This is a genomic window from Acinetobacter sp. YH16032 (genome assembly GCF_013417345.1).
Taxonomy (GTDB): domain Bacteria; phylum Pseudomonadota; class Gammaproteobacteria; order Pseudomonadales; family Moraxellaceae; genus Acinetobacter.
This window is the reverse complement of record NZ_VPEE01000007.1, coordinates 26,628-52,550: the sequence shown is the minus strand read 5'-3', so window position 1 is coordinate 52,550 and position 25,923 is coordinate 26,628. Positions and strand designations below refer to the sequence as shown.

Genomic DNA, 25,923 nt, shown 5'->3' with positions numbered 1-25,923 from the left:
AAAGGAATAATTATGGGCACACCAATTGTCATCGCAAAAAAAACCTCAGATACATCCCAAGAGATTGTTTTACATTCGCAACTGGCAAACCGACATGGCTTGATTGCCGGCGCAACAGGAACAGGCAAAACAGTCACTTTAAAGGTCTTGGCAGAAAACTTTTCTCGTATTGGTGTGCCGGTATTTTTAGCTGATGCAAAAGGTGATGTCTCGAGCCTTGCCAAAGCAGGTGAAAGCAATTCAAAATTTGATGAACGCATCAAGAGCCTCAATATTGAATCAATCCCATTTAGCGCATCACCTGTGGTCTTTTGGGATTTATTTGGCGAACAAGGTCATCCGATTCGGACTACAGTATCAGAAATTGGTCCATTGCTTTTAGCCCGAATGCTGAATTTGAATGATACCCAAGAAGGTGTGCTTTCTGCGATTTTCCGCATTGCGGATGATCAAGGTTTATTACTGATCGACTTTAAAGACCTCAAGGCGATGATCACTTATGTGACTGAGCATGCAGCTGACTTTAAAGCAGAATACGGCAATCTTTCTCCTGCCAGCTTGGGTGCAATCCAACGTAATTTGCTAGCACTGTCCGATCAAGGCGGTGATCAATTTTTTGGTGAGCCTGCATTAGACCTCATGGATTTTATCCAAACCGATGCACAAGGTCACGGCAATATTAATTTGCTCGCTGCCGATAAATTAATGAACACACCAAAGCTTTATGCTACTTTCTTACTGTGGATGCTTTCCGAACTGTTTGAACAATTACCTGAAGTCGGTGATATGGATAAACCGAAATTGGTATTTTTCTTCGATGAAGCTCATTTACTGTTTGACAATGCCAGCTCTGGTTTGCAAGAAAAGATCGAACAAGTGGTACGCTTAATCCGCTCTAAGGGAGTAGGTATTTATTTTGTCACCCAAAATCCGCTGGATTTACCTGAAAGTGTTTTAGGACAACTGGGCAACCGTGTTCAGCATGCACTTCGCGCCTTCACACCAAAAGATCAAAAAGCAGTAAAAACTGCAGCTGATACTTTTAGACCCAATCCTGCATTCAAAGTACAGGACGCCATTACGGAGTTGGCAGTTGGTGAAGCGCTAATTAGCTGTCTAGATGAGAAAGGCACGCCACAAATGGTTGAACGCGGTTGGGTTATGCCCCCATATTCATCTTTTACACCTATCACGCTTGAAGAGCGTAAGACTCTCATGACAAACAGTGTGGTTGCGGGTGTTTATGAGCAAGTACTTGATCGAGAAAGTGCTTTTGAAATACTGCAAAACAAAGTAGTTCAGCGTCAACAACAAGCCGAACAAGAAGCGTTAGCAAAACAACAAGCTAAGGAACAAGAGGCCTACGCGAAGCAAATTGCTAAAGAGCAAGAACTCCTTGCCCGTGAACAACAAAAAGAAGCAGAACGTGCAGCCAAACAACGCGAAAAACTCACCCAAGATATTGTCGGTACGTTTGCTAAAAGTGCTGCACGAAGCCTCGGCGGAAGCACTGGGAAAAAAATCGTACGCGGTCTACTGGGCTCATTATTTGGAAAAAAATAGCCCTCCCTTTACCCATCATTTTTAACTTCATTATGGGATATTTTAATATCCCATAATTATTTTAAGGTTTTCTATGCAAGTCATATTGCAGCTCGACCCTAAAAGATGTATTTTAAATATATCTTTTAATAAAGCCAAAGTTGAAGCTCATGACGCCACAACATATTGAACTTGTAAAAGCGACTGTTCCCGTTCTGCGTGAGAATGGTGTTGCCCTTACGACCTATTTCTATAATCGCATGCTGAACAACAACCCCGAGTTAAAAAATACATTTAACATGGATCATCAAAGTACTGGTCGTCAGCCACGTGCTTTAGCTGCTGCTGTTTTGGCATATGCTGAAAATATTGAAAATCCTACAGTTTTGGCAAAAGCGATTGAGCGAATTACCACTAAACACGTAAGTTTAGACATTCAAGCGGATCAATACTCGATTGTGGGTGAAAACCTTCTGCATTCAATCAGCGAAGTATTAGATGTGCCAATGGACTCTGATCTGATTGCTGCTTGGAAAGCCGCGTATATGCAATTGGCAGACATTTTAATTGGTGTTGAAAAATCAAAATATGAAGCTTTGACTGCACAAAATGGCGGTTGGGCTGGCTGGCGTGAATTTAAAATTACAGCGATTGAAGCTGAAGCTAACACCAAAACCTTCAGTTTAGCTGCCAAAGACGGTCACACCATTGCGACGGCTGAAGCAGGTGAATATATTTCGGTGCGAGTCCAAGTACCGGGGCAAGAGATGCGCCAACCACAACAATTTAGCTTTGATGCTGCACAAGCTGACCAGTATCAAATCACAGTAAAAGCGGTAGATGAAGCAACTGAATATTCTGTGGCAAATATCTTATTAAACCACTATCAAGTAGGTGATGTGGTTGAGGTATCTGCACCACTAAAAAATTAATTCATCTAAATCTTTAACCGAAATAAGATTTTAAGAGATCATTGAAAGCTCCGTTCACGGGGCTTTCAATGTTAAGATGGAAATAAGCTATCTTTTATGATGATCTATGCAACTGAATAAATTTACCGACTATGCGCTGCGTATATTGATGTATGTCGCACAACCTCGCGACTTGCCTTATACCATTGCAGAACTGGCAAACCAATTGCAGGTCTCAGAAAACCATGCCATGAAAATCGTTCACTTTATGGCAAAACAAAATTGGCTAATGACCAGTCGAGGCAAAGGTGGCGGTATACGTCTAGCCCCTCAAACTCTGAATATCTCATTAGGGACTTTAGTGAGAACACTTCAAGGCGATCAGCAAATTGTAGAGTGTCATAACCCGCCATGCGTATTAAGAAGTGACTGTGGCTTAAAAGGCATTTTAGATCATGCAGTCCAACAGTTTTATCAGCATTTAGATCAATTTAAACTGAAGGATGTTATACCCACCTCAGGTATAAAATTCAATTCAGATTCACCCATTCCTTTCATTCAAGTTACACCATAGATTGACTCAATTCGATTGAGTATTCGCTTGCATGCGCGACTTCCTTTATAATAGCTGATTGTAAATTGAGTTATTGAAGTTGAGCTATGCATCACAGCAGAGGAAAGTCGAAAAACAGTAAGGCGTCAAATGCCCCAAAGCAAAAGATCAGCTATGAGAAAAAAGCCGATCCAGCGATTACTGAATATTCGGTTCAAGCGCTCAACTGGTTGCGCAAAGCCGAATTCTTAATGAGTGCACCAAAACTGAATTTATGTGTCGATGACACAGGTTATGAGATTGCTTTTGCAGGTCGTTCGAATGCTGGTAAATCGAGTGCGATTAATGCATTAACTAATCAAAAACAACTTGCACGTGCGTCTAAAAAACCTGGTCGCACACAAATGATTAACTTTTTTAGCATGGGCAATGCCGAACAAAGATTAGTTGACCTTCCTGGATATGGCTATGCTGCTGTACCTGAAAGCATGAAAATCGTTTGGCAAAAAGAGCTTGAAAACTACCTCATTCATCGTGAAAGTTTACAAGGGCTTGTATTGTTAATGGACATACGACACCCTTTACAACATTTCGATGTCATGATGTTAGAATGGGCTTATTCACGTAAATTATTTGTCCATGTTTTATTAACAAAATCAGATAAGTTAAATCGTGGTCCAGCTTCCAAAGCATTGCAAGAAGTCAAAGCTCAATTAAAGAAAATGAAGCTTAACTTCTCTATCCAATTGTTCTCATCCCTCAATAAGCAAGGTCTTGAAGAACTCGCAAGCGTTATTGCTGGTCGTTTAAATTTTACGCTTGAGCAACCTAACGGATTTGATCTAAGTGCAATTCCTGAAGTAAGTGAATCAGACATCGATGAAGATTTTGATCATGATATTCAACAAGATGATGAATCACCAAGCGAAACAACCGAACTAGAATCCAACAAAGCCGAATAGTATCTACCCTACTGAATGGTTAAATCATTACATTCACTAATTGATACATCAATGTCCTCAAATGCTAAGGTTATTTGAGGGCATTTTTTTATACTGAAAAATGATAATCACAACAAAAATTCAGGAAAGTGTGATGAAATTATTGTCTCGATTAAGAAATAGTAAGATTGGATCTTCTATTGAGTATCACATCAAACCTCGTAAAGTTAAATTTGAGTGGGCGGATACACCAGTAGATTGGGTTCCAAATCAGCCTTTCGTTAGTTATTTTATCAATGAAATTAACAATATCTTACCAGCAGGCGAATTTTGGTTTTGTCGTCTGTACAACAAAGTATTACCCAAAATTACTGATGAAAAACTTGCAGAAGATGTGAAAGCTTTTATTCGCCAAGAAGCGATGCACGCTCAAGCACATAATTCAGCAAATAAAGAATATCTCAGCGCACGTCATATCGATATTCAACGTAACCTCGATATCATGGACTTTCTTTTTGGAAAACTTTTAGCGGATAAACCTTTAGGTCTAAACGTCCCAAAAGCCTTAGATCATCAGTGGGATTTATTTAGATTAGGTATTATTGCTACTGTTGAACATATGACTTGTGTCCTCGGCAAATATGCCTTGTACAACAAAAAATGGGGAGAATTGGGTGCTGATGCCAATATGCTCGATCTCGTAAAATGGCATGGTGCTGAGGAAATTGAACACCGTACCGTTGCATTTGACTTATATCGTCATCTTGGCGGTGGTTATATTTCTCGCTATTATCAAAGTGTAGTTGTGATTGCTGCTGTATTAGGTTTATGGGTTGATGGTGCTGCTCATATTATGGGTCAAGACCCTCGCTTTAAATCAATTAAACCAGCTGTTTACAAACCTTGGATTTGGCGTGAATGGGCACGAATTGCCCAAAAAGACAATGGTTTACTTCCTCACCCATTCTGGCTTGTTTCTCAACAACTCGGCTATTTAATGCCTTGGTATGACCCTGTTCATGAAGCAAAAACTGAAGATGCGATCAACTATCTAAATCAGTCACCAGCAGCGGAACGTGCAGCACTGAAAGTTGCATAATGTATTCAATAAAAAAGCAGGGTGATCCCTGCTTTTTTTATATCTGATCTAATCTTTTAAGCTGTATTTTTTTCAATAGGTTCATGATCAGGATTCGTGTAACGATCTACAACAACACTAATCATCATATCCCCCTGCACATTCACCACTGTTCTAACGGTATCTAACAAACGGTCAATCGGCAATAATATCGCGATTGCTTCTGCCGGGAGTCCAACTGATTGTAAAACCATAATCATGGTAACCATACCTGCGCTAGGTATACCTGGTGCCCCTAAAGATGCAATCATTGCTGTCGCACACACAATCAATTGTTGTCCTAACGTTAAGTCAAGCCCCATTAAATTCGCAATAAACAGCGCCGCCGCAGCCTCATACAATGCCGTCCCATCCATATTCAACTGTGTCCCGAGAGGGATCACAAATCCTGCAGTCTGGGGTCTTACTCCTAAATTTTCCTGAGCACACTTCATTGATAGCGGCATGGTTACGGAACTTGAGCTAGTAGCAAACGCCGTAATCAAGGCTGCTCGTGTTCCCTTAAAAAATGTAATTGGATTCATTCTCCCGAAAATCCAGAGCAACAAAGGCAAAACAACAAGACCATGAAAGATGGTCGTTCCCGTGACTACTGCTGCAAATTCTGCTAATCGACTCAGAACAGATAGGTCCTCCGTCGCGATTAACTTTGCCAGTAACGCAAAAATCCCTATTGGTGCGAGCTTCATCACCCAACCAATCATCAACATCATGATTTCAAAAAATTGCTGACTCAACGCTTTCACTGTTTCAAATTTTTCACCACCTTTAACAAGAGCCACCCCAATTAAAAGTGCAAAAACGACAACGGCTAACACATTACCTTCAGCAAATGCTTTAAACGGGTTTATTAGTGTATTTTGGATAAAGTTGGTAAAAAAACTCGAGGGCGTCAAAGTATCAGGCGTCTGATGCTGATTTATGGTCTCTTGAAAAATAGTGATGTCTACACCCTTCCCGACCTCAAAAAGATGCGCACACGCAAGCCCCAAAATCAGCGCCAACGTTGTGGTTGTGACACAACAAGCGAGGGTAATTTTCCAAGTTCTACCAAGTTGGCCACCAGTCTGTAGATTGGAAACTCCGACAACAATAGAACTAAAAATTAGAGGAATCAGTAATAGTTTCAGTAGGCCGATAAAGATACTACTGGCAATCCCTAAGCCATATAAACTTCCGTTAAAAAATGCTGTATGAGGGAATACATTTAACAAGAAGCCAAAAGCCACACCTAAAATTGCAGCAATTAAAATTTGCGTATTTAGACTCATGTCATGTGCTTTTCATTTTGATTTATTAGTCGCACTATGCCATGAGCGCCCTCAAGAATCGATCATTTTTTCTTGTTAGCTTTGCAACCGAAACGAATAATTTATAAATACAAATATGAAGTAAAAAGCCAAATCTGAAGATTTGGCTTGAAGCATGGATCAATTATCTTATTGCGTTTCGATTTCACGAATTCGAATTAGACCTTCTTGCACTGTACTACAGACCAATTGTCCATTTTGCCACATTCGTCCAAAGTTCAATCCTCTAGAACTTGCACTAATCGTTGCTTCCATGTCATAGAGCATCCAATCATCTACACGAAATGGTTTATGAAAGTACATGGTATGGTCAATACTGGCACATTGTAAACTCGGTGAAATATAACTGAGTCCGTGTGGTCGTAGTGCAGTTGTCATCAAAGTAAAGTCTGAATAAAAAGCAGCGATCGCCTGATGTAATGCATTTTCATCTACATCATCAGCCAAACGATCGTGTGTACGAATATAGTGCGCGTAAGACGGCGCTTCAGGTTGTGGTTGGAATGGATTGACTGGCATTACAGGCTTAATTTCAACATGACGATCACGCATAAAGCTGGCACGCACATTCTCTGGTACGAAATCGACAATCATTTTCTTGAGTTCAGCTTCAGATTTTAGCCCATCTACTGGCGGGTATTCTGGTTCAGCAACTTGATAATTGAGACCCTCTTCTTGGTCTGCAAAAGATACCATACACATGAATATCGTTTTGCCATGTTGAATCGCACGAACTTGGCGACTCACGAAACTACGTCCATCACGGATTCGATCTACTTCATAAATAATGGGTGCATTAACATCCCCACCAAATAAGAAATATGCATGCAATGAGTGTGCAGGGCGATCAGTTGTATATGAAGCAGCACGTAACGCTTGACCTAGAACTTGCCCACCAAAGACACGTTTGCCAACCAAATTTTGGCTTTTGCCTCTAAAAATGTTTTCTTCAAGTCTTTCTAGCGTGAGTAAATCTACGAGTTCTTGCGTGAGCTGATTCATATCGGACCTATATATTTCATTGCTACGACATTAAATTGGTCCTGTTGAATTTAAACAGATTTTCCAATTTAATGACTCAATCTCTATCTTGCCATAATTTCCGAGTAAACAACTAAACTTTGCTTGACTATATTGTCATAAAACAAATTTGATATTTTGGCTAAAAATACGATTATTAACGAAAATTCATCCAAATTCTGTGCATTTTGTTAGAAAATGACATATTGTTTTGATCACAGATTTAAGAAAATAATTGCCTTCATTCGCGTCATGCGAAATTCGTCTTTGGCTAGGAGTATGTATGTCCAAGAATGGCTTTGGTCAAATGTATCGTCGACTTTCCAGTAAGTTGCTTGACCTCGTAGTAACACCGCATGTTCTTGGAGAGGTTCCTACTGAAACCCAACCTTCAACACCACCCACTGAAAATAACACGACTCACAAAAAAGTGGTGTGCTATGTATTACAAAATTACTCGCGTAGTAATGCGTTAGTGGTTGACGGCGAAACTCGTCGATTAAATCTCGCGCCAGCACTTGACCCACTCATGATCGGGGACCATAAAGAGAAAGCTGCTGTATTATTTTTACAACATCAAGATGAAACAAACTTACTTAATCCGCCACCCCATGCATTTCCACCTCGTCTCCTCAGATTGATCGAGATATTGGATAAGCACCCAGATACTGACATTGAACTTGTACCAGTGACTGTATTGTGGGGCCGCTCACCGGACAAAGAAGATTCATTATTTAAATTGCTATTTACGGACACTTGGGCAACACCAAGTACTGTTAAACAACTGATGAATATTGGTTTACATGGTCGCCAATCTTTTCTTGAATTCCATGAACCAAAATCACTGCGCGAATTGGTAGATTACGCACGTGTAACACATCCAAACTTGTCTCCTGCAACATATATCGTCAATCAACTCAATGATTATCTAGATCGTCAGCGTGAAGTTGTATTAGGTCCAGATTTGTCAGATCGTCGAAACGTGATGCAATCATTGATTAAATCTCAAGATGTTCAGGACGGAATTCGCAAAGAAAGTATTCGCTCTAAAATCAGTTTGATTGAAGCTGAGCGCCGTGCGATCGGCTACGTGAATGAAATTGCATCAGACTATTCTCATGCAACCGTACGTTTTGCAGAACAAGCCCTGACGCGTCTTTGGACTCAACTCTATGACGGCGTAGAAGTACATAATTTCAATACAGTTCGTGAATTAGCGAAAGACTACGAAATTATTTATACACCTTGTCATCGTAGCCATATTGACTACCTATTACTCTCTTATGTGATTTATAAGCGTGGGATGATGGTACCGTACATTGCTGCAGGTGATAACCTGAATATGCCATTCGTTGGTCAGCTTTTACGTGGTGGCGGTGCATTTTTTATACGTCGAACCTTCCGTGGAAATGCGTTATACACCACTGTATTCAAAGAATATCTATACAGTATCCTATCGCGCAACACGCCATTAGAATACTTTATTGAAGGTGGACGTTCACGTACTGGACGTTTATTACCGCCGAAAACAGGTATGTTGGCAATGACTGTGCATAGTCATTTGCGTGGTCGTGCTAAACCTATTGTATTTGTCCCGACCTATTTTGGTTATGAACGCCTGATGGAAGGTGCAACTTACGTCGGTGAAATGAATGGTAAGCCTAAAGAGGCCGAATCTATCTTTGGTATTTTACAAACCTTAAGAAAGATTGAACGCATCTTCGGTAAAGTACACGTAAACTTTGGTGAACCCGTCTTCCTTGATGAGATTTTGAAACAGCATGGTGCCGAACATATCAAAATTGAGAAGAATGATGACCCGATTCCTCAAGAAGTTTCTGATGCAGTCAACACCTCAGCAAATGCAATTCTTGAAAATATTAACCGTGCTGCTGTTATCAACCCAGTTTCGTTATTGTCACTTATTCTTTTATCGACTTCCAAGCACACGCTTGATGAAGAGATTTGTATTAAACAGTTAGATACCTATCGCAATCTTCTAACAGCTTTACCTTATGATCATCGAGTTCAAATCACACCACTGTCTGGTAAAGAAATCATTGCTTATGGTTTAAAACTCAAGTTGATTAAGCGTGTAAAACATGTCCTTGGCGATATCATTGCGATTGAAGATGGTCAAGCAGTATTACTGACATATTTCCGCAATAATATTTTGCATGCTTATGTCTTGCCATCACTGATTGCTGCGATGGTCGAGCACAATGGTAAAATTTCACAGGGCGATTTGATTAATGTCATTCGTACACTTTATCCATTCTTGAAAGCTGAACTTTTCCTTAAGTGGAATACGGATGAGCTTAAAGAACAGATCTGTAACTATGTTCAAGGTCTGGTGGAAGCACAGTTGATTACGATTGATGAACATGGAAATTTATGTAGCCCTGCACCTAACTCTGAACAACACAATCAGTTAGTCGTGCTTGCTGCTCCAGTGAAGCAAAGTATTGAACGCTACTACATGACACTTGCCCTAATTACTCAACGTGGCTCTGGAAATATTACGACCAAGCAGGTCGAAGATTTAAGCCATCTATTAGGTCAGCGTTTATCTGTCCTTTATGAGTTCAACTCACCTGAATTCTTTGATAAAGCGCTCTTCCAAAGTTTTATCAAAGTTCTGACTCAACAAGGCTATATCAGTAATAACGAAGAAGGTGCAATAGTCTTTGATGCACAATTCAAAGAGGTTGCTCAATATGCCAACTTGGTACTAGATGATGTAACCTTACAAATGTTGCAACATATCACTTCATTTAACGATGAAGAGCTGAAAGAAGCTTTGGATGCAGTTGCTGATCAACAAGCCAAAAAACGCTTAAAACGCAAGAAAAAATAGTATCTAAAACCCTCCCCAGCGAGGGTTTTTTTATGCCTAAATGAGTTCTCGATAATCCTTAAAAAATTGATTATGTTTCAATTTAAAACCAGTGCTTAACATTCGAGAGGCATAAATTTTCTTTCCATGCTGTGCCTCACTCAATAATTTTAATGGAAGGATGTTTAACTGCTTTTGGAACCACAGAATAATTTCATGTAATGGAATGGGTTGATTATTACTACAAATATAAGTTTTTTCTGGATGTTCCACGTGAAGTAAATGGACAAGAAAACCCGCTAAATCTTCGATATGAATTCGATTCGACCAATGCACATTGGGATAGGTCATTGTATTTTGAGCAAGCTGCATCATTCTCTTCACGGATACGCCATAAATACCAGTGGGTCTCACAATGATACATTGCTGTGGGAAGGCTTCTTGCCAAAGTTTCTCCATTGTGACTAACACTAATGCTTTCTCATCTTTCGGATTGATCTCTGTTTGGTCATCAATCTCCTCCCCTTGATCTTGTCCGTAAACGCGTGTTGATGAGACAACAATAATCTTTTGGATGGGATGCAATGCCAGCTGATTTCTCATATGTGGAATCGCATCTATGAAAGCAGCTTTATACCCGTCTAGTGATGGGTCTTTGGGTGCAATCAACACGTATACTGCATCAATAGGCGACAATGTCGATAAATCAAGTTGGTGTATATCTTGTTGAAGATGCATAGCACCTGCTTGATCTTTCCTGCTTAAACTGACTGTGGTAATTTGATGTCTTTGTTGAAATAATTGTTTAGCAACATGTTGGGATGTTTTACCATAACCGATAAATAGAATATGCATGTAAGACCTATTCTCTAGTGTTATAAAGTCAATTTAAGCAAAGTTGAGGGGACATGACTGCAGTCCATCAGTTGCAAGGTGTAGGAAACGCCGCTGCCGCTTTACTCGAAAAATTAAATATCTGGAATACGGATGATCTTTTGTTTCATCTGCCTCGAGATTATGAAGATCGCAGTACTATTGTGCCCATGAATCAACTTCAAGTAGGTCGAAGCTATTTACTTGAAGGCACTGTCGCATCAATGGATATGCCGCCCGGTAAACGCAAATCCATGGCAATATTATTACAAGATGATTTTGGAAAAGTCACCTTACGTTTTTATCATATTTATAAAGCATTGATGGATCGCGCAAAGCCTGGAAATCGTTTAAGAGTGTTTGGTGAAGTCCGAGTAGGCGCTCGTGGCCTAGAAATGTATCACCCAGAAATTCAATTGATTACGGAGCATACCCCACTTCCAAAAACGCAGCTAACCGCAATTTACCCATCAACGGAAGGACTCACTCAACCTAAACTGCGCGAATATATTAAACAAGCTTTAGCACAACATGCCCATGATTTACCAGAACTGATTCCTTCAAAATTTACCAATGGGTATGCTTTAAAAGAAGCACTAGAATATATTCATCACCCTCCCACCGATGCCAATATGTTGCAACTGGCTGAAGGGCAGCATCCTGCGCAGCAACGTCTCATCTTTGAAGAATTAGTCAGTCATCAAATTAGTTTGTTGACTCGTCGTGCATACATTCAACAGATCTCCGCACCTGCATTTTCAGCCAGTCGAACATTTGCCAAACAACTTCTCTCCACACTTCCCTTTGAAATGACGAATGCTCAAAAACGTGTTTCAAATGAAATTGTGAAAGATCTTAAACAAAACAAACCGATGCTCAGACTGGTGCAAGGTGATGTAGGCGCAGGCAAAACCCTAGTAGCAGGCATTGCGGCATGTCATCCACTCGAAGAGGGATGGCAAGTTGCTCTTATGGCACCGACTGAAATCCTCGCAGAACAACATTATTTAAATTTTAAAAAATGGTTCGAACCACTCAGTATCCAAGTTTCTTGGTTATCAGGCAAACAAAAAGGGAAAGCACGCGCTGCTGCAGAACAGCAGATTAGAGAAGGCTCTGCCCAATTGGTCGTCGGCACTCATGCACTATTTCAGGATAACGTCCAGTTTCATAAATTGGGTCTTGTCATCATTGATGAACAGCATCGGTTTGGAGTTGACCAGCGTCTAGCATTACGAAATAAAGGGGCACAGGATACGACACCACATCAGTTAGTAATGACCGCCACGCCTATCCCACGTACGTTAGCAATGTCAGCGTACGGAGATTTAGATACTTCTGTGATTGATGAGTTACCCCCAGGGCGTACTCCAATCCAAACAGTCACTATTCCACTCGATCGTCGTGAAGAGGTCCTGCAGCGTATTGCGACAAACTGCGCTGAAGGTAAGCAGGCTTATTGGGTCTGTACATTAGTGGAACAATCAGAGACGTTAGATGCCCAAGCTGCTGAAGCGACTTATCAGGAGATTAAAGAACGCTTTCCGCACCTCAATATTGGTTTGGTTCATGGCAAAATGAAAGCTGATGAAAAACAAGCTGTCATGCAACAGTTCAAAGACAATCAATTACAACTGCTGATCGCAACAACTGTGATCGAAGTTGGAGTGGATGTACCAAATGCATCCATCATGGTCATTGAAAATGCGGAGCGACTGGGTCTATCTCAACTACATCAATTAAGGGGGCGTGTGGGTCGAGGTGCTAAAGCAAGTTTTTGCGCATTATTGTATAAAAGTCCTTTATCGCAGAATGGACAAGAGCGTTTACGCATTATGCGTGAAACCAATGATGGCTTTTTAATAGCAGAAAAAGATTTGGAAATCCGTGGCCCAGGCGAACTGTTAGGAACGAAACAAACTGGAGACATGGGCTTTCGCGTGGCTAAATTGGAACGTGATGGCCATCTGTTAACTCAAGCACACTATGTCGCGACTCAAATTTTAAAAGATTACCCACATCAAGCGGATGCTCTTCTTAAACGATGGTTACCAGAAGCACCTAGATATGCGTATGTTTAATATGTTCCTTAATCAACGAGCTCAGTTATAATCATAGGTACTCACAATAAAAATAACTTGAGCCATGATGCTGAGCCCTATTCATAACCTCTATCACACATTATTATCACGACGCGCTTGCCAATTATGCGGATTCTCTCCAACTCAAACCCACAGATTATGTGATGACTGTTGGACAATGCTCCCATGGAAAAGCCCTTCACTCATTCATCGACATGAAAGAAATATTTATGCTTGTTTCGACTATAGCTTTCCTATAGATCGCATTATTCACTTATTCAAATATGAACAACAACTTCATTATCAAACTTTTCTAGCACACACATTGCTAGAACTTAAACTGAAACGTTTTCAAGCGATTATACCTATGCCTATTTCAAACGAGCGCTTGAAGGAGCGTGGTTATAATCAAATGATGGTCATCGGAAAAATTCTTTCCAAAAAACTGCAAATACCCATTTGGCAGCCAATTGAACGTTCAGCACAACACTCACAGAAAGGCTTAACACGTGTAGAAAGAATCGAGGATATTCAATCTCAATTCAAACCAATACGTTCAGAAAAAGGAAAGTTTAGAAATATCCTGATTATTGACGATGTCGTGACCACAGGGAGTTCAGTCAATGCGTTGGCCAATGCACTAGAAAAGCTCGGCTGTCAGAACATTCAGATCGCATGCATTGCAGCCGCAGAATATTGACACAGTCACTTTAAGTTTTAATCGGCATTAAAATGCTGCCTACACCAAGGAATCACGATTTCTCGAGTTAACGGTGCTAAAGGCGTAGCATCATCATCTAAATCGATCCATTTCATTTCAGCAATTTCTGCATGAATGTGAGGCTCTTGTTTAAGCTGAACTCGATAGAGATAACTAATCAACTGATGATCCGCTTCATTTGCAGCTTTGGTTTCAAAACGACCTATATATTGATCTATTACTGCCTCAGCGCCAATTTCTTCTTTAATTTCTCGCAGAATCGTGTCTTCAGAAGGCTCATTCTCCTCTAACTTCCCACCAACCTGCATGAAAAACTGGGTATTCTTTTTTCGAACCAACAACAACTGCTGATCCTCATTGGAAATAATCGCTGCTGCGACAGTAATGACTTTGCTCATGTATCTAGTTTCACCAAATCTTCTCGACCTTGGACACCCCATTTCGGTTGTGGTGCCTGATAAGACTCGAATTTTGACACAATATCCTCGATTGAAGTTGAATTGATTAATGCATTGGTAAAGCGAGCTCGAGTAAACTCTTGATCTGTCGTATGTTGAATGAATTGTAATAGACCATCATAAAACCCGTTAATGTTTAAAAATGCGCAGGGTTTAAGATGAATACCGAGTTGCGCCCATGTCCATTGTTCAAAAATTTCTTCAATTGTTCCTGCACCACCCGGTAAGGCAATAAAACCATCCGACAAATCTGCCATCAGCGTTTTACGCTCATGCATACTGGTAACAACGTGAAGTTCAGTCAAATTTGGATGTGCTAATTCACGATCCACCAATCCTTGTGGAATCACGCCAATGACCTTTCCACCAGCCTCTAATGCACTATCCGCAACAATCCCCATTAATCCTGAACGACCGCCACCATACACCAAGGTCTTGCCTTGTTGCGCTAAATATTTCCCTGTTTTCTTTGCTGCATCAGCATAAACAGGATCGGAACCTAATGTTGAACCACAAAATATTGCAATAGAATTCATTTAAAATTAGCCTTAAGTTTTTATAACAACAATTAAAATGATATGTTCTGTGTTTTTTAACCTAATTAATGATGGAATCAGTTTTTTTTCATGGCATCCTTGTCTAAAATACACCCATCGTTCACACACAAACTGCGCAAGGGAGAAAAGATAAAATGCTTGAAGCCTTTTATGCCACAGAGCGCGGTAGTCTAGAAGATGCAACGATCAATGGTGGGTTTGATTTACACCCTGAATTGGTTTGGATCGATTTAATTGCACCCTCTCAAGATGAGCAAGAATGGGTTTTAGATGCCTATAAACAAAATCTTCCAACACTAAAATCATTAGAAGATATTTCATCATCTGCGCGATTCTACCGTGATGATGATGGCATTTTACATATCAGTACGTATTTTTTAACGAAAAATAAAAACTACCAAGTCGATGGTGACCCTGAAGAGTCATCCAATATGCTAGGAACGGTTCAAACCGTTGCATTTATTTTACATAAAGATCGACTATTTACTTTACGTGGTGAAAAGCTCGTTGCTTTCCGTGCCTTTCGAGCACGTGCTCGCCGTAATGATTACGACATTGACTATAAAGATCCGACTTGGATACTTTTGGGTTTACTCGAAGCTAAACTCGATGAGCTTGCGGATATCTTAGAAGATATCCACAAGGATTTAGAACTCTACTCTACAGAAGTATTGAATGTTCGCCACCGTGAACAAATTCTTGATCTCGATGATATGATTACCCGTCTTGCTCAAAAAGAAGATATGTTGGGTAAAGCACAACTCTGTTTGATTGACTTACGCCGCGTCCTAACGTTCTTAGCCAGACCCCGTGCATTAGGCAGTCATATTTATGATGCTGATATTCGAGAACTCAGTGAGGATGTCCGCTCATTAGTAGAACATGATGCATTCTTGTTCCAAAAGGTTCGATTCCTATTGGATACCACTTCAGGTTTCATTAATACTGAACAGAATGATACGATTCGTCGATTCTCGATTTTACCTAGTATGCTTGCTCCCCCGATGTTGGTGGCCAGTATTTATGGTATGAATACTGATGTACTGCCCTTTGCTCAAGGAACGACGAGCTTTGTTGTTGTCAGTCTGATTATCCTAGTGTTTCTATTTGGACCACTCATTTATTTTAGATGGAAAAAATGGATTTGAGCGCTTTGATGTCGCGTTTTTTAAACAACGTATGAAGTACCTTCTGTTGAGTAAATTACTATTTTAAAGCGATAAAAAAGCACCCTAAGGTGCTTTTTTATTTTTCAATCAAATCAATTTTAAATCATTTTCTAAATGGCAAGATTGAATGATTTTCATCATTTTTTCTGGCACAGATTTAAACTGTAAACTCGATGTTCCAGGTGCTTGACGCAATAAACGCACTAAAACAGCTAGCGCCAGAGTACTACCATGTTCAAGACCTGATAAATTTACAGTAAGTGGAAACTGCTTTGCCTGCTGAATCAACACTAAACCTTGTTGATAATACTGTTCAGCATTGTCGAAACTAATTTTTCCAGAAACCATAATTTCTTGATCATTGAGTGAAATCACAATTGTTCTCTGTTATTTTTTCTCAACTGCAGCTTCAGCATCAGGCTTGAAGTTTGCAATTGCTTTATTGATATCGCCACCATTACGCTTCACAGTAGCAGCAAACTGATTACGGAATTGCAAACCTAAGTCAATTCCAGAAACGTTGATATTGCGAATCTTCCACTGATCACCTTTATCAGCCAATTGGAACGATACAGGGATCTTCTCACCCTTGTTAATAAAATCAATCGTTACAACAGGGTTTTTAGTGTTAGATGCTTTATACGGACGAATTGTATATGTCTGATTAGAAAACTTAGAGAAAGCACTGCCATAGTTTTCAATCAATGTTTCACGGAAGTTCTTCTCAAACTGTGCGCGTTGAGCAGCATTACTATATTGATTCGTCGCATAAGTTCCCATCACGATACGAGTAAATGATTGCGAATCAATATATGGATCTAAATTTTGACGAACAATTGCGCGTACCGCAGCAGGGTTATTTTGTAACTTAGCTTGGTCTGCTTTTAAACGTGAAATTAAGCCATCAGCTACTTTTTTGATAAATGCAGGAGGAGTCTCCGTAGGTGCAGCAAATGCTGTACTCGCAATCATCGTCGATAAAACGCTAACAGTCAGTGTTTGCTTTACGAACGTATTCATTTATTTTTCCTCTATTTAATCATTCAACAAAAGAAGCAGTTTCATCTGTGAATTCTACAGTTTCTGCATCTGATGAACCATTTGAATCTTTTTTCGCAGCTGAATCACCAGCACCACCAGTCACAAATTTAGACACTAAGTCTTCAATTTCCATTGTGCTTTGTGTGTTGCCAATTTGATCACCACGTTTTAAATAATTTAAACCACCACCTGGAACAATTTTGAGATACTTCTCGCCCAGTAAGCCATTTGTCGCTACCATAATGTAAGCATCTTCATCAATATTGGTGATGGAGTTCATGTTAGCGATCAGTTGCTTTTCCATTTCTTTTTGTTGCGATGGCGTCGCAGCTTCATAGTCACTGCTATAACGCAACTCTTCTAAAGCACCTTCTTGCACAGTTTTAAGTTGTTCATCATTGAAAGATGTCAGCTCACCATCTAAATTAATTTTCACTGTTGCAAGACGTGTTAACGGATCTAATGTGATTGACTCAACTTCACCAACTTTTACACCGCTCAGTGCAACTTTAGCACGTGGTTTAATACCATTCACATTATCAAAAGTTGCGGTCATGCTATAACTGTCTTTTAAATTTGTCCCAGCTAAGCCACTTACTTTCATTGCCAAGAAAAATAATGCACAACCAAATAGAATCACGAATATTCCAACTGCGAGCTCACTCGTACGTGATTTCATTACACACCTCCAAACATGACCGCAGTCAAAACAAAATCAAATCCTAAAACACATAGTGATGAATACACTACCGTTCTTGTTGTTGCTGTCGCAATGCCTTCTGATGTAGGCTCGCATGAATACCCCTGATATACGGCAATCCACGTACAGATTAAAGCAAATACAAAGCTTTTGATGATCGTGCCATTAAAGACATCTTTATAAAATTGAACGGCACTTTCCATACCACTCCAATACGAACCTTCATCAGCACCTAAAAAATCCACACCGACCATTTTTCCGCCCATGATCCCCACAGCAGCAAAAATTACGGCAAGCATAGGCAAACTAAATATACCCGCCCATAACCGTGGTGAAATAATACGTTTAAGTGGATCAACACCGATCATTTCCATACTAGACAATTGCTCAGTCGCTTTCATCAAACCAATTTCGGCGGTTAAAGCAGATCCTGCACGCCCCGCAAAAAGAAGAGCTGCAACCACTGGCGCAAGTTCACGCAACAAGGTCAACGAAACTGCTGCTCCAAGCATCGCTTCACTACCAAAAGTGACCAAAATGCTATACATCTGTAAACCCAAGACTGCGCCTATAAACAGCCCTGACACCACAATGATAAGCAATGATAATACGCCAACACGATACATTTGATAGATAAAGAGTTTGACTCCAATCCAAGTCGGCATCGAAAATAAAATTTGAACTAGCATAATGGCTGCAACGCCAATACCTTGAACACGTTCTATAACGCGTCTACCTAGTGAGGCTATCGCATTCATGTACGCACCTCATCACTTAAATATGCTTGATGACTAAATTGATAATCCACAGGACCTTCGACCGAACCTGTTAAGAATTGACGAACGAAAGGCGAACTATGATTCTTTAACTGATCAGGTGTGCCCTCGCCTTGTACTTTACCTTCCGCAACCACATAAATGTAATCTGCGATCGATAATGTTTCAGCAACATCGTGAGACACGATAATGGTCGTTAGGTCTAACGCTTCTCGTAAAGAACGAATCAATCGGGTTAAAACCCCCATTACGATGGGATCCTGACCAGCAAATGGTTCATCGTACATAATCAAATCTGGATCTAGTGCAATTGCACGAGCTAACGCCACACGGCGATTCATCCCCCCTGAAAGCTCAGAAGGCATCATTTGCTCAGCTCCACGTAATCCCACAGATTCGAGTTTTAAAGCGACCAGTTCTGCAATCAAATGTTCAGGCAATTGAGTATGGGCGCGGATAGGGAAAGCTACATTTTCATAGACAGTCATATCAGTGAAAAGCGCACCACTTTGAAAGAGCATCCCCATACGAGCACGTGCTTTAAACAATTCCTGACGACTCATTTGACTAATATTTTTGCCATCCAACAAAACCTCGCCTGCATCAGGTACAAGTTGCCCCCCAATGAGTCTAAGAAGCGTGGTTTTACCCGTCCCTGAAGGCCCCATAATGGCAGTAATTTGACCCTTACGAATCTTTAAATTGACTTGGTCGTAAATAACACGATCACCACGATTAAAGCTTAGATTTTTTACTTCGATCAACGCTTGCTCATCGATTTGTATTTGATTATTCATAGCTGAGCGTGTTCCTACAATTTTTCAGCTTGCATACTATACTCTGAAATAACTGAATTTAAATGTTATTTATAAAATACAAGGTTAAGCGGACATTGTAACATTATTGATCATTTTTATTAATTTTGCTTATAGAAAGATGTGTTTTATTTATGAAACAATGATTTGAAATTATTATTTTTTATAAATTTATAATGTGATACTAAAAAAGTAATAGGCAAGATTAAGTAATACCAATAAAAAGAACACGTACATCATGATTGCACCAACATTCATTTGCTTCGTCTCAATCATTATAATCTTATTATTCATATTTTACATTTACCATAAATAATGTGAACTTATTCACTTTTATTCTAACAGATTTTTTTTTATGAGCAATAAAAAACCAGCCCGAAGGCTGGTTTATTTAGCTATACCGATTAGTCGTTAAATTTACGACGTGGGCGATCGCTATTGAATTCACGCTTTGGACGGTCATCACCAAATGTACGTTTTGGACGATCAAAACCACCTTCACGACGTGCTGGACGGTCACCGAAATCACGTTTTGGACGGTCACCAAAACTGTTTTCACGAGGTTTATAATCTACACGGTTACCACGATTGTCATCGTTAGAACGAGGGCGATCACCAAAATCACGCTTTGGACGATCATCAAATGAACGTTGCGGACGGTCACCGAAATCGCGACGTGGACGATCTTCGCCATTAAACTCACGACGTGGACGGTCATTGTTAAACTCGCGACGTGGACGATCTTCACCATTGAATTCACGACGTGGACGATCGTTGTTGAACTCACGACGCGGACGATCTTCGCCATTAAACTCACGACGTGGACGGTCGTTGTTAAACTCGCGACGTGGACGATCCTCACCATTGAATTCACGACGTGGACGATCTTCACCAAACGAACGGCGTTCGCCATCACGGTTACCTTCGCGACGTTTGAAGTTTGATTCACCTTCAAAACGACGACCACCACCGAAACCACCACGGCCACGGCCTTCACCACCACGGCCACGACCGCGACCAGCGCCATCACGACTACCGCGTGCTGGAGGTGGAGATGGCTCAAGACCTTCAATTTCAGAAACTTCTAGACGTGCATCTAAGTAGTCTTCTAAAGCACGAATTTTACCACGTTCACGGTAAGTCGCTAATGTGATTGCTTTACCAGTACGACCTGCGCGACCTGTACGACCAATACGGTGTACATAATCTTCGTTCTTCATTGGAAGACCAAAGTTAATCACGTGTGAAATTGTTGGTACATCTAGACCACGTGCTGCAACATCAGTTGCAACTAAAATTTTTGCGCGACCTTCACGGATGCTGCGCAAACGACGGTTACGTACAGTCTGTGGCATTGCACCATGAAGTGCTACAACTGAAAGACCAGCTTCAGACAGTTCTTCTGCAAGCATATCTGTATCTTCTTGCGTAGAAGCAAATACAACAGCTTGATCAAGATCTTCTTCATTTAACCAATGTGTTAAAAGCTTTTTCTTGTGCTCAAAACCATCAGTCCAATGTAAAGTCTGAGTGATGTCAGTATTCGTCGTGTGACCAGTTTCAATCGCAATACGTTCTGGTTCATTCATCATACGTTCTGCCAACGTAATAATACGTGGTGCGAAAGTCGCAGAGAACATTAATGTTTGATCACGGTTACCCGCTAAATCACTGATCGCCTCTAAATCTTCAGAGAAACCAAGATCAAGCATACGGTCTGCTTCATCTACGATTAATGATTTAACTTTGTCCAATTTGATTTGTCGACGGTTTACAAGATCAAGTAAACGACCTGGAGTCGCTACAACAACTTGTGCACCTTTTAATTGTTGGATTTGTTTACCAAAAGGCATACCACCCATAATCGCAGCAATACGAACACCTTTCATGTGACGTACAAATGCAATCGCATCTTGGCTGACCTGTTGAGCCAATTCACGTGTTGGGCAAAGTACTAAAATTGTAGGTGCAGTTACAGCACGCATACGCTCTTTGAAAGAAAGCAACGTATCTTCACTACCCGCTAAAGCGTGAAGTGTAGGTAATAAGAATGCAGCAGTTTTACCAGAACCTGTTTGGCTTGATACTAAAAGATCTTTACCATCTAAAGCAGCAGGAATTGATTGTTCCTGAACAGGAGTAGGCGATGTAAAGCCTAATGCTTGTAATGCTTGTTGAAGTGATTCGTGTAGTGGAAAATCAGCAAAAGTTTTGCTCATAGAGTTTTTCACCCGAAAATTGGGTGCTCCATTAAATAAAGTCTGATGGACATCGGCAAAAAGCGGTACAGCAATAATCGCTGAAAATATAGAATCAGCGGCGATCCGAGAACGACGATGCGTATAACGCACACATGATTACAGCCTGAACCTGAAGGAATCGCTTTTAGCGATTGGGTGGGGCGCGAAATAATGTCCTCTCTTTGGACCGGACGCGCATACACAATATAGAAGAGAAATGTTCAGGTAATGAACGAAATTTAGTGCGTGCGCGGAGTATAACAGATTTTTTTATAATGTCATTAAGTTTAATTGCTTTTTGATGCATTGAAGTACAAATATTCAAATTTATCATGTTTTGGAGATAAAAAAGCTCCCTATTAGGGAGCTTTCATAAATTTGATCTGCTTATTTAGCAGCAGCACCCCAAGCTGGGACAACTGCTTGCATCAATGGTTTCAATAATTTCATAGAACAAGCCAAGACTTGACCATTTTCCATTGAATTTGAACCACCGCGCGCATCAACTACTGTACCACCAGCTTCTTTAACGATTAGCTCACCCGCTGCGATATCCCATGGTTTCAAACCAAGTTCGAAATAACCATCGTAACGACCAGCAGCAACATAAGCTAAGTCGAGTGCTGCTGAACCTAAACGGCGGAATTGAGCACCTTGTTCAGATACAGCCAACAAAGAATCGAAGTGATTTTTTGCATAAGAAACTACTTCGCCATCGCGTTTAGCACGATATGCATGACCAACAGCCAAGAATGTACGATCTAAACTATCTTTTACATTCACACGAATACGACGTTGGTTCATCATTGCACCGCGACCGCGACTCGCAGAGAACAATTCATCTTTGATTGGGTCATACACAACACCGTGTTGAGTCACGCCTTTGTGTTGAACTGCAATAGAAATACAGAAGTGTGGGACACCATTAATGAAGTTTAAAGTACCATCTAAAGGATCGATCACCCAACACCAGTCAGCATCGTGACCTTTACCTTCTTGCATACCAAACTCTTCACCAAGGAAGCTGTGATTTTTATAGCTTTTGCGCAAGATATCGATCGTCAACTCTTCAACATAGCGATCAACGCGAGTCACAGGACCTTCGATACCTTTTTCTTCAACTTGCAGATCAAGTTTATGACGATTCTGATGCGCTTTTAAAAGCTCTTGACCAACTGTTTGAGCCGCACGCGCAGCCATCACCACCATAGGTTCCATTGAACACCCACTACAAATTTGAAGATACTGATAAAGAATAATGCATAAAAGCGCCGACATTTTATCAAATATCGGCGCTTTTAGGTAAAAAATGTTTCTAAAATTTTATGACTTGTATTTAAACCACCTGTACAAGCTTTAACCAAGCTTGTTGAATTGAAGATTGGATACCTTCTGCATCCAATCCACAATCTTTAAGCATCTCACCATGACTGGCTTGTGCTAAGAATTGATCAGGTAAGCCTATGTTCAAAACTGGCTTGAGAATGTGTTCGGCCATTATAAATTCATTCACAGCACTTCCAGCACCACCCATGACTGCATGCTCTTCAACCGTTACAAAAAGTTGGGTTTGATCTGCATATTGTCGAATGATTTGACCATCTAGGGGTTTAACAAAACGCATATTCAAAACGCGTACTGCAACATCCAATTGATCAACTAAAAGCTGAGCAGCATTTTCTGCAACACTCACGCGGCTACCGAAAGCTAAAATAGTAATCACTTCTTCGGCTTTTACATTCAGCTCTAAAGTTAACTCAGCTTTACCAATTTCAAGCGCTGTCAGTTCTTTTTGAATTTCAACACCTAAACCATTTCCGCGTGGATAACGTACTGCAGCAGGACCCGGGTGCAAATAAGCGGTATGTAGCATTTGACGGCATTCATTTTCATCTTTTGGTGCCATAATCACGATATTCGGAACTGTACGCATAAATGCGTAATCATATGCACCAGCATGAGTTGGTCCATCCTCACCTACTAAACCTGCACGATCGATACCAAATGTGACATCAAGGTTTTGCAATGCCACATCATGTATGAGCTGATCATAACCACGCTGTAAGAAGGTTGAATAAATTGCCACTACTGGTTTTAAACCTTCACATGCCATACCTGCAGCTAAAGTCACTGCATGTTGTTCTGCAATTGCCACATCAAAATAACGATCAGGATATTGTTTGGCGAATTGCACCATACCTGAACCTTCACACATGGCAGGTGTAATGGCTAACAACTTATCATCTAACTGGGCTTCATCGCACAACCACTGCCCAAAAACATCAGAATATTTGGGTGCTTTTGTTGAAGCTGGTGCAGCATTTAATTTAGCAATTGCGTGATATTTTATTTGATTTGCTTCAGCAGGTGCGAAGCCCTTACCCTTCTTGGTATAGATATGAATTAAGCGCGGCCCCTTACGTTTTTTTAAGGCACTAAATACATTAACAAGTTCATCGACGTTATGACCATCGAATGGACCAAAATAGTCAAATCCAATCGCTTTAAATAAGTTATCCGCAGCCTCGGTAGCAGCACAATGTAAACGTGAAGTGTAGTCCCACTCAGGATAATCCCGAATAAATGGATTACCCTGCTCATCAATGTGTACAGATTGCCCTTTTTCCCAAATCGCAGCCAAATGTTTTGCAAAACCACCCGTGCTACATGAAATCGACATATCATTATCGTTCAGTACCACCATGAGATCAGCATTATGTGCAACAGCATCATTCATGGCTTCGAATGCCATCCCTGCTGTCATTGCACCATCACCGATAATTGCAACCACTTCACAAGGATCTTTTTGATAACGACGAGCTAAAGCCATTCCCAAACCCGCTGAAATAGCAGTTGATGAGTGGCCCACACCAAAAGTATCAAACTCAGACTCTTCACGAGCGGGGAACGCCGCTAAGCCATTTTTTGCACGAATTGTTGTTAGTTGCTCACGACGTCCAGTCAAAGCTTTATGTGGATATGCTTGATGACCCACATCCCAAATAAGACGATCATGTGGTGTATTGAAACAATAATGCAAAGCAACAGTTAATTCGATTACACCCAGATTGGCACCGAAATGCCCACCACTTTGTCCAGCAGCATACAAAATAAATTGACGTAGCTCGTCCGACACTTGACTCAATTGTTCTTTGGCTAGTTGACGCAATTGCATTGGATGATCAATCGCATCCAACAAAGGCGTAACAGGACGTTGACTAGGTATTTCGGTATACAACATATGTGGCAATGCCTTCTAAAGCCTGGCAAATCCTAAGCTAGGTAAATGGGTTAGCTCGATTCTTCTTATTGATCGAGAAATCGAAAAAAAACACCTTAAATCAACCACATTTATATTGGTCCAGTGTTAAGCTTTCGCTAAACGGGCGTTGTTAGGTAGCTAGATTATCCTGAATATCGATGCTACTTATCAACTATTATCTTGTGCTTTGCAAAAAAAAGGAAATCTTCTGTGTAAATTTGCACAATGATACTCAACTATGGTCTGATCATTCAGCTATACTTTAGCCAAATTATGAACATGTAATGGAAGTCGCTGTGCCTATAGAGTTTGTTGCCACATCTAAATTACCCACTGCCTTTGGTGATTTTAAAATCACTGTTTTTCAAGATCCTAAAACAGGTGAAGAACACGTAGCATTGTCAAAAGGATTAGATACAGCACCCACCTCTCCTGTCTTGGTAAGAATCCATTCCGAATGTTTAACAGGTGATGCTTTTGCTTCATTAAAATGTGATTGTGGCCCACAACTTCAAGCAACTCAAAAACTGATTAACGAAGCAGGACAAGGCGTAATTTTATATTTACGTCAAGAAGGTCGTGGTATTGGTTTAACCAATAAAATTCGTGCTTATGCCTTGCAAGATCAAGGGCATGACACAGTGGATGCCAACCTGATGCTCAACTTACCCGCTGATGCGCGTAAATACGATATGTGCAGTATCATGCTGGATCACTTACAAGTGAAAAAAGTCAAACTGGTTACGAATAATCCTCTCAAAATTAAAGCTTTAACTGATTTAGGAATTGATGTGGTTGATCGTGTCCCGTTAACGGTCGGTTTGAATAAATTCAATGAAGAATACTTAAAAACCAAACATGAGCGCATGTCACATATGTATCAAAAGGATGATTTTTAACTACAGCATAATTTAATCGTTGTAAAAAAATACCCCGATGCTTAGGGGTATTTTTTCACTTAGACTCAATCTAATTTGTG

At 40.5% G+C, this 25,923-nt stretch carries 23 protein-coding genes; 10 read left to right on the top strand and 13 right to left on the bottom strand.

Going from position 1 to position 25,923, the window contains the following annotated elements; genetic code table 11:
- Positions 1 to 12 precede the first annotated feature (12 nt).
- From FTV32_RS06630 to FTV32_RS06610, 5 genes are all read left to right on the top strand, one after another.
- On the top strand, positions 13 to 1,563 hold the full coding sequence (locus FTV32_RS06630) for a helicase HerA-like domain-containing protein (protein WP_035265085.1): 1,551 nt from the start codon (positions 13 to 15) through the stop codon (positions 1,561 to 1,563).
- Positions 1,564 to 1,712: 149 nt separating this feature from the next.
- Positions 1,713 to 2,474: a globin domain-containing protein gene (locus tag FTV32_RS06625; protein WP_092768092.1), complete on the top strand. Its 762-nt coding sequence runs from the start codon at positions 1,713 to 1,715 to the stop codon at positions 2,472 to 2,474.
- A 106-nt stretch (positions 2,475 to 2,580) separates the two neighbouring features.
- Entirely contained in the window at positions 2,581 to 3,027 is a 447-nt protein-coding gene (locus tag FTV32_RS06620) for an Rrf2 family transcriptional regulator (RefSeq protein ID WP_035265081.1), read from the top strand.
- Positions 3,028 to 3,113: 86 nt separating this feature from the next.
- Positions 3,114 to 3,968 (top strand): ribosome biogenesis GTP-binding protein YihA/YsxC, encoded by an 855-nt coding sequence (gene yihA / locus FTV32_RS06615; protein WP_180028257.1) that lies wholly within the window; start codon positions 3,114 to 3,116, stop codon positions 3,966 to 3,968.
- A gap of 133 nt (positions 3,969 to 4,101) precedes the next feature.
- Entirely contained in the window at positions 4,102 to 5,046 is a 945-nt protein-coding gene (locus FTV32_RS06610; protein ID WP_035265065.1) for a metal-dependent hydrolase, read from the top strand.
- Positions 5,047 to 5,102: 56 nt separating this feature from the next.
- Here the strand turns inward: FTV32_RS06610 and FTV32_RS06605 are convergent, their stop codons facing one another.
- Positions 5,103 to 6,356, bottom strand: a complete 1,254-nt coding sequence (locus tag FTV32_RS06605) for a dicarboxylate/amino acid:cation symporter (protein ID WP_180028256.1) — start codon at positions 6,354 to 6,356, stop codon at positions 5,103 to 5,105.
- A 168-nt stretch (positions 6,357 to 6,524) separates the two neighbouring features.
- Positions 6,525 to 7,397, bottom strand: a complete 873-nt coding sequence (locus FTV32_RS06600) for an acyl-CoA thioesterase II (RefSeq protein ID WP_035265059.1) — start codon at positions 7,395 to 7,397, stop codon at positions 6,525 to 6,527.
- A gap of 301 nt (positions 7,398 to 7,698) precedes the next feature.
- Between FTV32_RS06600 and plsB the strand changes: the two genes are divergently transcribed.
- A complete protein-coding gene (gene plsB, locus FTV32_RS06595) occupies positions 7,699 to 10,272 on the top strand; it encodes a glycerol-3-phosphate 1-O-acyltransferase PlsB (RefSeq protein ID WP_180028255.1) in 2,574 nt (857 codons plus the stop codon).
- Positions 10,273 to 10,308: 36 nt separating this feature from the next.
- Here plsB and FTV32_RS06590 read toward each other — a convergent pair whose 3' ends face one another.
- A complete protein-coding gene (locus tag FTV32_RS06590) occupies positions 10,309 to 11,106 on the bottom strand; it encodes an SDR family NAD(P)-dependent oxidoreductase (RefSeq protein WP_180028254.1) in 798 nt (265 codons plus the stop codon).
- 53 nt (positions 11,107 to 11,159) lie between these two features.
- Between FTV32_RS06590 and recG the strand changes: the two genes are divergently transcribed.
- Positions 11,160 to 13,205 carry an ATP-dependent DNA helicase RecG gene (gene recG / locus FTV32_RS06585; protein ID WP_180028253.1) on the top strand — a complete coding sequence of 682 codons (2,046 nt, stop codon included), beginning with the start codon at positions 11,160 to 11,162 and terminating at the stop codon, positions 13,203 to 13,205.
- 67 nt (positions 13,206 to 13,272) lie between these two features.
- Positions 13,273 to 13,905 carry a phosphoribosyltransferase family protein gene (locus FTV32_RS06580; protein WP_180028252.1) on the top strand — a complete coding sequence of 211 codons (633 nt, stop codon included), beginning with the start codon at positions 13,273 to 13,275 and terminating at the stop codon, positions 13,903 to 13,905.
- Between the two features lie 17 nt (positions 13,906 to 13,922).
- On the opposite strand, the gene FTV32_RS06575 is transcribed toward FTV32_RS06580, so the two are convergent.
- Both FTV32_RS06575 and FTV32_RS06570 read right to left on the bottom strand, forming a co-directional pair.
- Positions 13,923 to 14,324, bottom strand: coding sequence for an NUDIX domain-containing protein (locus tag FTV32_RS06575; protein ID WP_092768106.1), 402 nt, complete (start codon positions 14,322 to 14,324; stop codon positions 13,923 to 13,925).
- Positions 14,321 to 14,920 (bottom strand): TIGR00730 family Rossman fold protein, encoded by a 600-nt coding sequence (locus FTV32_RS06570; RefSeq protein ID WP_180028251.1) that lies wholly within the window; start codon positions 14,918 to 14,920, stop codon positions 14,321 to 14,323. Before FTV32_RS06570 ends, FTV32_RS06575 begins: the two co-directional genes overlap by 4 nt.
- A gap of 155 nt (positions 14,921 to 15,075) precedes the next feature.
- On the opposite strand from FTV32_RS06570, the gene FTV32_RS06565 reads away from it, so the two are divergent.
- A complete protein-coding gene (locus FTV32_RS06565; RefSeq protein ID WP_035265042.1) occupies positions 15,076 to 16,089 on the top strand; it encodes a CorA family divalent cation transporter in 1,014 nt (337 codons plus the stop codon).
- Between the two features lie 108 nt (positions 16,090 to 16,197).
- Here FTV32_RS06565 and FTV32_RS06560 read toward each other — a convergent pair whose 3' ends face one another.
- From FTV32_RS06560 to dxs, 8 genes are all read right to left on the bottom strand, one after another.
- Complete coding sequence (locus tag FTV32_RS06560; protein WP_218947382.1) at positions 16,198 to 16,458, bottom strand: STAS domain-containing protein; 261 nt, start codon at positions 16,456 to 16,458, stop codon at positions 16,198 to 16,200.
- Between the two features lie 39 nt (positions 16,459 to 16,497).
- Positions 16,498 to 17,130, bottom strand: coding sequence for a phospholipid-binding protein MlaC (locus tag FTV32_RS06555; protein ID WP_035265038.1), 633 nt, complete (start codon positions 17,128 to 17,130; stop codon positions 16,498 to 16,500).
- 19 nt (positions 17,131 to 17,149) lie between these two features.
- Positions 17,150 to 17,830 carry an outer membrane lipid asymmetry maintenance protein MlaD gene (locus FTV32_RS06550; RefSeq protein WP_180028249.1) on the bottom strand — a complete coding sequence of 227 codons (681 nt, stop codon included), beginning with the start codon at positions 17,828 to 17,830 and terminating at the stop codon, positions 17,150 to 17,152.
- Entirely contained in the window at positions 17,830 to 18,609 is a 780-nt protein-coding gene (mlaE, locus tag FTV32_RS06545) for a lipid asymmetry maintenance ABC transporter permease subunit MlaE (protein ID WP_035265034.1), read from the bottom strand. Before mlaE ends, FTV32_RS06550 begins: the two co-directional genes overlap by 1 nt.
- The gene (locus FTV32_RS06540; RefSeq protein ID WP_035265033.1) at positions 18,606 to 19,424 is read right to left on the bottom strand and encodes an ABC transporter ATP-binding protein; all 819 of its coding nucleotides are present in this window, start codon (positions 19,422 to 19,424) and stop codon (positions 18,606 to 18,608) included. Before FTV32_RS06540 ends, mlaE begins: the two co-directional genes overlap by 4 nt.
- Positions 19,425 to 19,846: 422 nt before the next feature.
- Positions 19,847 to 21,661 carry a DEAD/DEAH box helicase gene (locus FTV32_RS06535; protein ID WP_180028266.1) on the bottom strand — a complete coding sequence of 605 codons (1,815 nt, stop codon included), beginning with the start codon at positions 21,659 to 21,661 and terminating at the stop codon, positions 19,847 to 19,849.
- A 408-nt stretch (positions 21,662 to 22,069) separates the two neighbouring features.
- Positions 22,070 to 22,900 carry an inositol monophosphatase family protein gene (locus FTV32_RS06530; protein ID WP_035265030.1) on the bottom strand — a complete coding sequence of 277 codons (831 nt, stop codon included), beginning with the start codon at positions 22,898 to 22,900 and terminating at the stop codon, positions 22,070 to 22,072.
- 118 nt (positions 22,901 to 23,018) lie between these two features.
- Positions 23,019 to 24,923, bottom strand: a complete 1,905-nt coding sequence (gene dxs, locus FTV32_RS06525) for a 1-deoxy-D-xylulose-5-phosphate synthase (RefSeq protein ID WP_180028248.1) — start codon at positions 24,921 to 24,923, stop codon at positions 23,019 to 23,021.
- A 317-nt stretch (positions 24,924 to 25,240) separates the two neighbouring features.
- Between dxs and ribA the strand changes: the two genes are divergently transcribed.
- Positions 25,241 to 25,843, top strand: a complete 603-nt coding sequence (ribA, locus tag FTV32_RS06520) for a GTP cyclohydrolase II (protein ID WP_180028265.1) — start codon at positions 25,241 to 25,243, stop codon at positions 25,841 to 25,843.
- Positions 25,844 to 25,923: the final 80 nt, after the last annotated feature.

Bases quoted from the DNA above. Each gene is read 5' to 3' on its own strand.
- FTV32_RS06590 (WP_180028254.1), bottom strand. From the start codon at position 11,106: ATGCATATTCTATTTATCGGTTATGGTAAAACATCCCAACATGTTGCT.
- FTV32_RS06540 (WP_035265033.1), bottom strand. From the start codon at position 19,424: ATGAATAATCAAATACAAATCGATGAGCAAGCGTTGATCGAAGTAAAA.
- FTV32_RS06560 (WP_218947382.1), bottom strand. From the start codon at position 16,458: ATGGTTTCTGGAAAAATTAGTTTCGACAATGCTGAACAGTATTATCAA.
- FTV32_RS06565 (WP_035265042.1), top strand. From the start codon at position 15,076: ATGCTTGAAGCCTTTTATGCCACAGAGCGCGGTAGTCTAGAAGATGCA.
- FTV32_RS06570 (WP_180028251.1), bottom strand. From the start codon at position 14,920: ATGAATTCTATTGCAATATTTTGTGGTTCAACATTAGGTTCCGATCCT.
- recG (WP_180028253.1), top strand. From the start codon at position 11,160: ATGACTGCAGTCCATCAGTTGCAAGGTGTAGGAAACGCCGCTGCCGCT.
- FTV32_RS06620 (WP_035265081.1), top strand. From the start codon at position 2,581: ATGCAACTGAATAAATTTACCGACTATGCGCTGCGTATATTGATGTAT.
- dxs (WP_180028248.1), bottom strand. From the start codon at position 24,923: ATGTTGTATACCGAAATACCTAGTCAACGTCCTGTTACGCCTTTGTTG.
- FTV32_RS06535 (WP_180028266.1), bottom strand. From the start codon at position 21,661: ATGAGCAAAACTTTTGCTGATTTTCCACTACACGAATCACTTCAACAA.
- FTV32_RS06555 (WP_035265038.1), bottom strand. From the start codon at position 17,130: ATGAATACGTTCGTAAAGCAAACACTGACTGTTAGCGTTTTATCGACG.
- FTV32_RS06580 (WP_180028252.1), top strand. From the start codon at position 13,273: ATGCTGAGCCCTATTCATAACCTCTATCACACATTATTATCACGACGC.
- FTV32_RS06575 (WP_092768106.1), bottom strand. From the start codon at position 14,324: ATGAGCAAAGTCATTACTGTCGCAGCAGCGATTATTTCCAATGAGGAT.
- FTV32_RS06600 (WP_035265059.1), bottom strand. From the start codon at position 7,397: ATGAATCAGCTCACGCAAGAACTCGTAGATTTACTCACGCTAGAAAGA.
- FTV32_RS06550 (WP_180028249.1), bottom strand. From the start codon at position 17,830: ATGAAATCACGTACGAGTGAGCTCGCAGTTGGAATATTCGTGATTCTA.
- FTV32_RS06630 (WP_035265085.1), top strand. From the start codon at position 13: ATGGGCACACCAATTGTCATCGCAAAAAAAACCTCAGATACATCCCAA.
- FTV32_RS06605 (WP_180028256.1), bottom strand. From the start codon at position 6,356: ATGAGTCTAAATACGCAAATTTTAATTGCTGCAATTTTAGGTGTGGCT.
- FTV32_RS06530 (WP_035265030.1), bottom strand. From the start codon at position 22,900: ATGGAACCTATGGTGGTGATGGCTGCGCGTGCGGCTCAAACAGTTGGT.
- yihA (WP_180028257.1), top strand. From the start codon at position 3,114: ATGCATCACAGCAGAGGAAAGTCGAAAAACAGTAAGGCGTCAAATGCC.
- FTV32_RS06610 (WP_035265065.1), top strand. From the start codon at position 4,102: ATGAAATTATTGTCTCGATTAAGAAATAGTAAGATTGGATCTTCTATT.
- mlaE (WP_035265034.1), bottom strand. From the start codon at position 18,609: ATGAATGCGATAGCCTCACTAGGTAGACGCGTTATAGAACGTGTTCAA.
- plsB (WP_180028255.1), top strand. From the start codon at position 7,699: ATGTCCAAGAATGGCTTTGGTCAAATGTATCGTCGACTTTCCAGTAAG.
- FTV32_RS06625 (WP_092768092.1), top strand. From the start codon at position 1,713: ATGACGCCACAACATATTGAACTTGTAAAAGCGACTGTTCCCGTTCTG.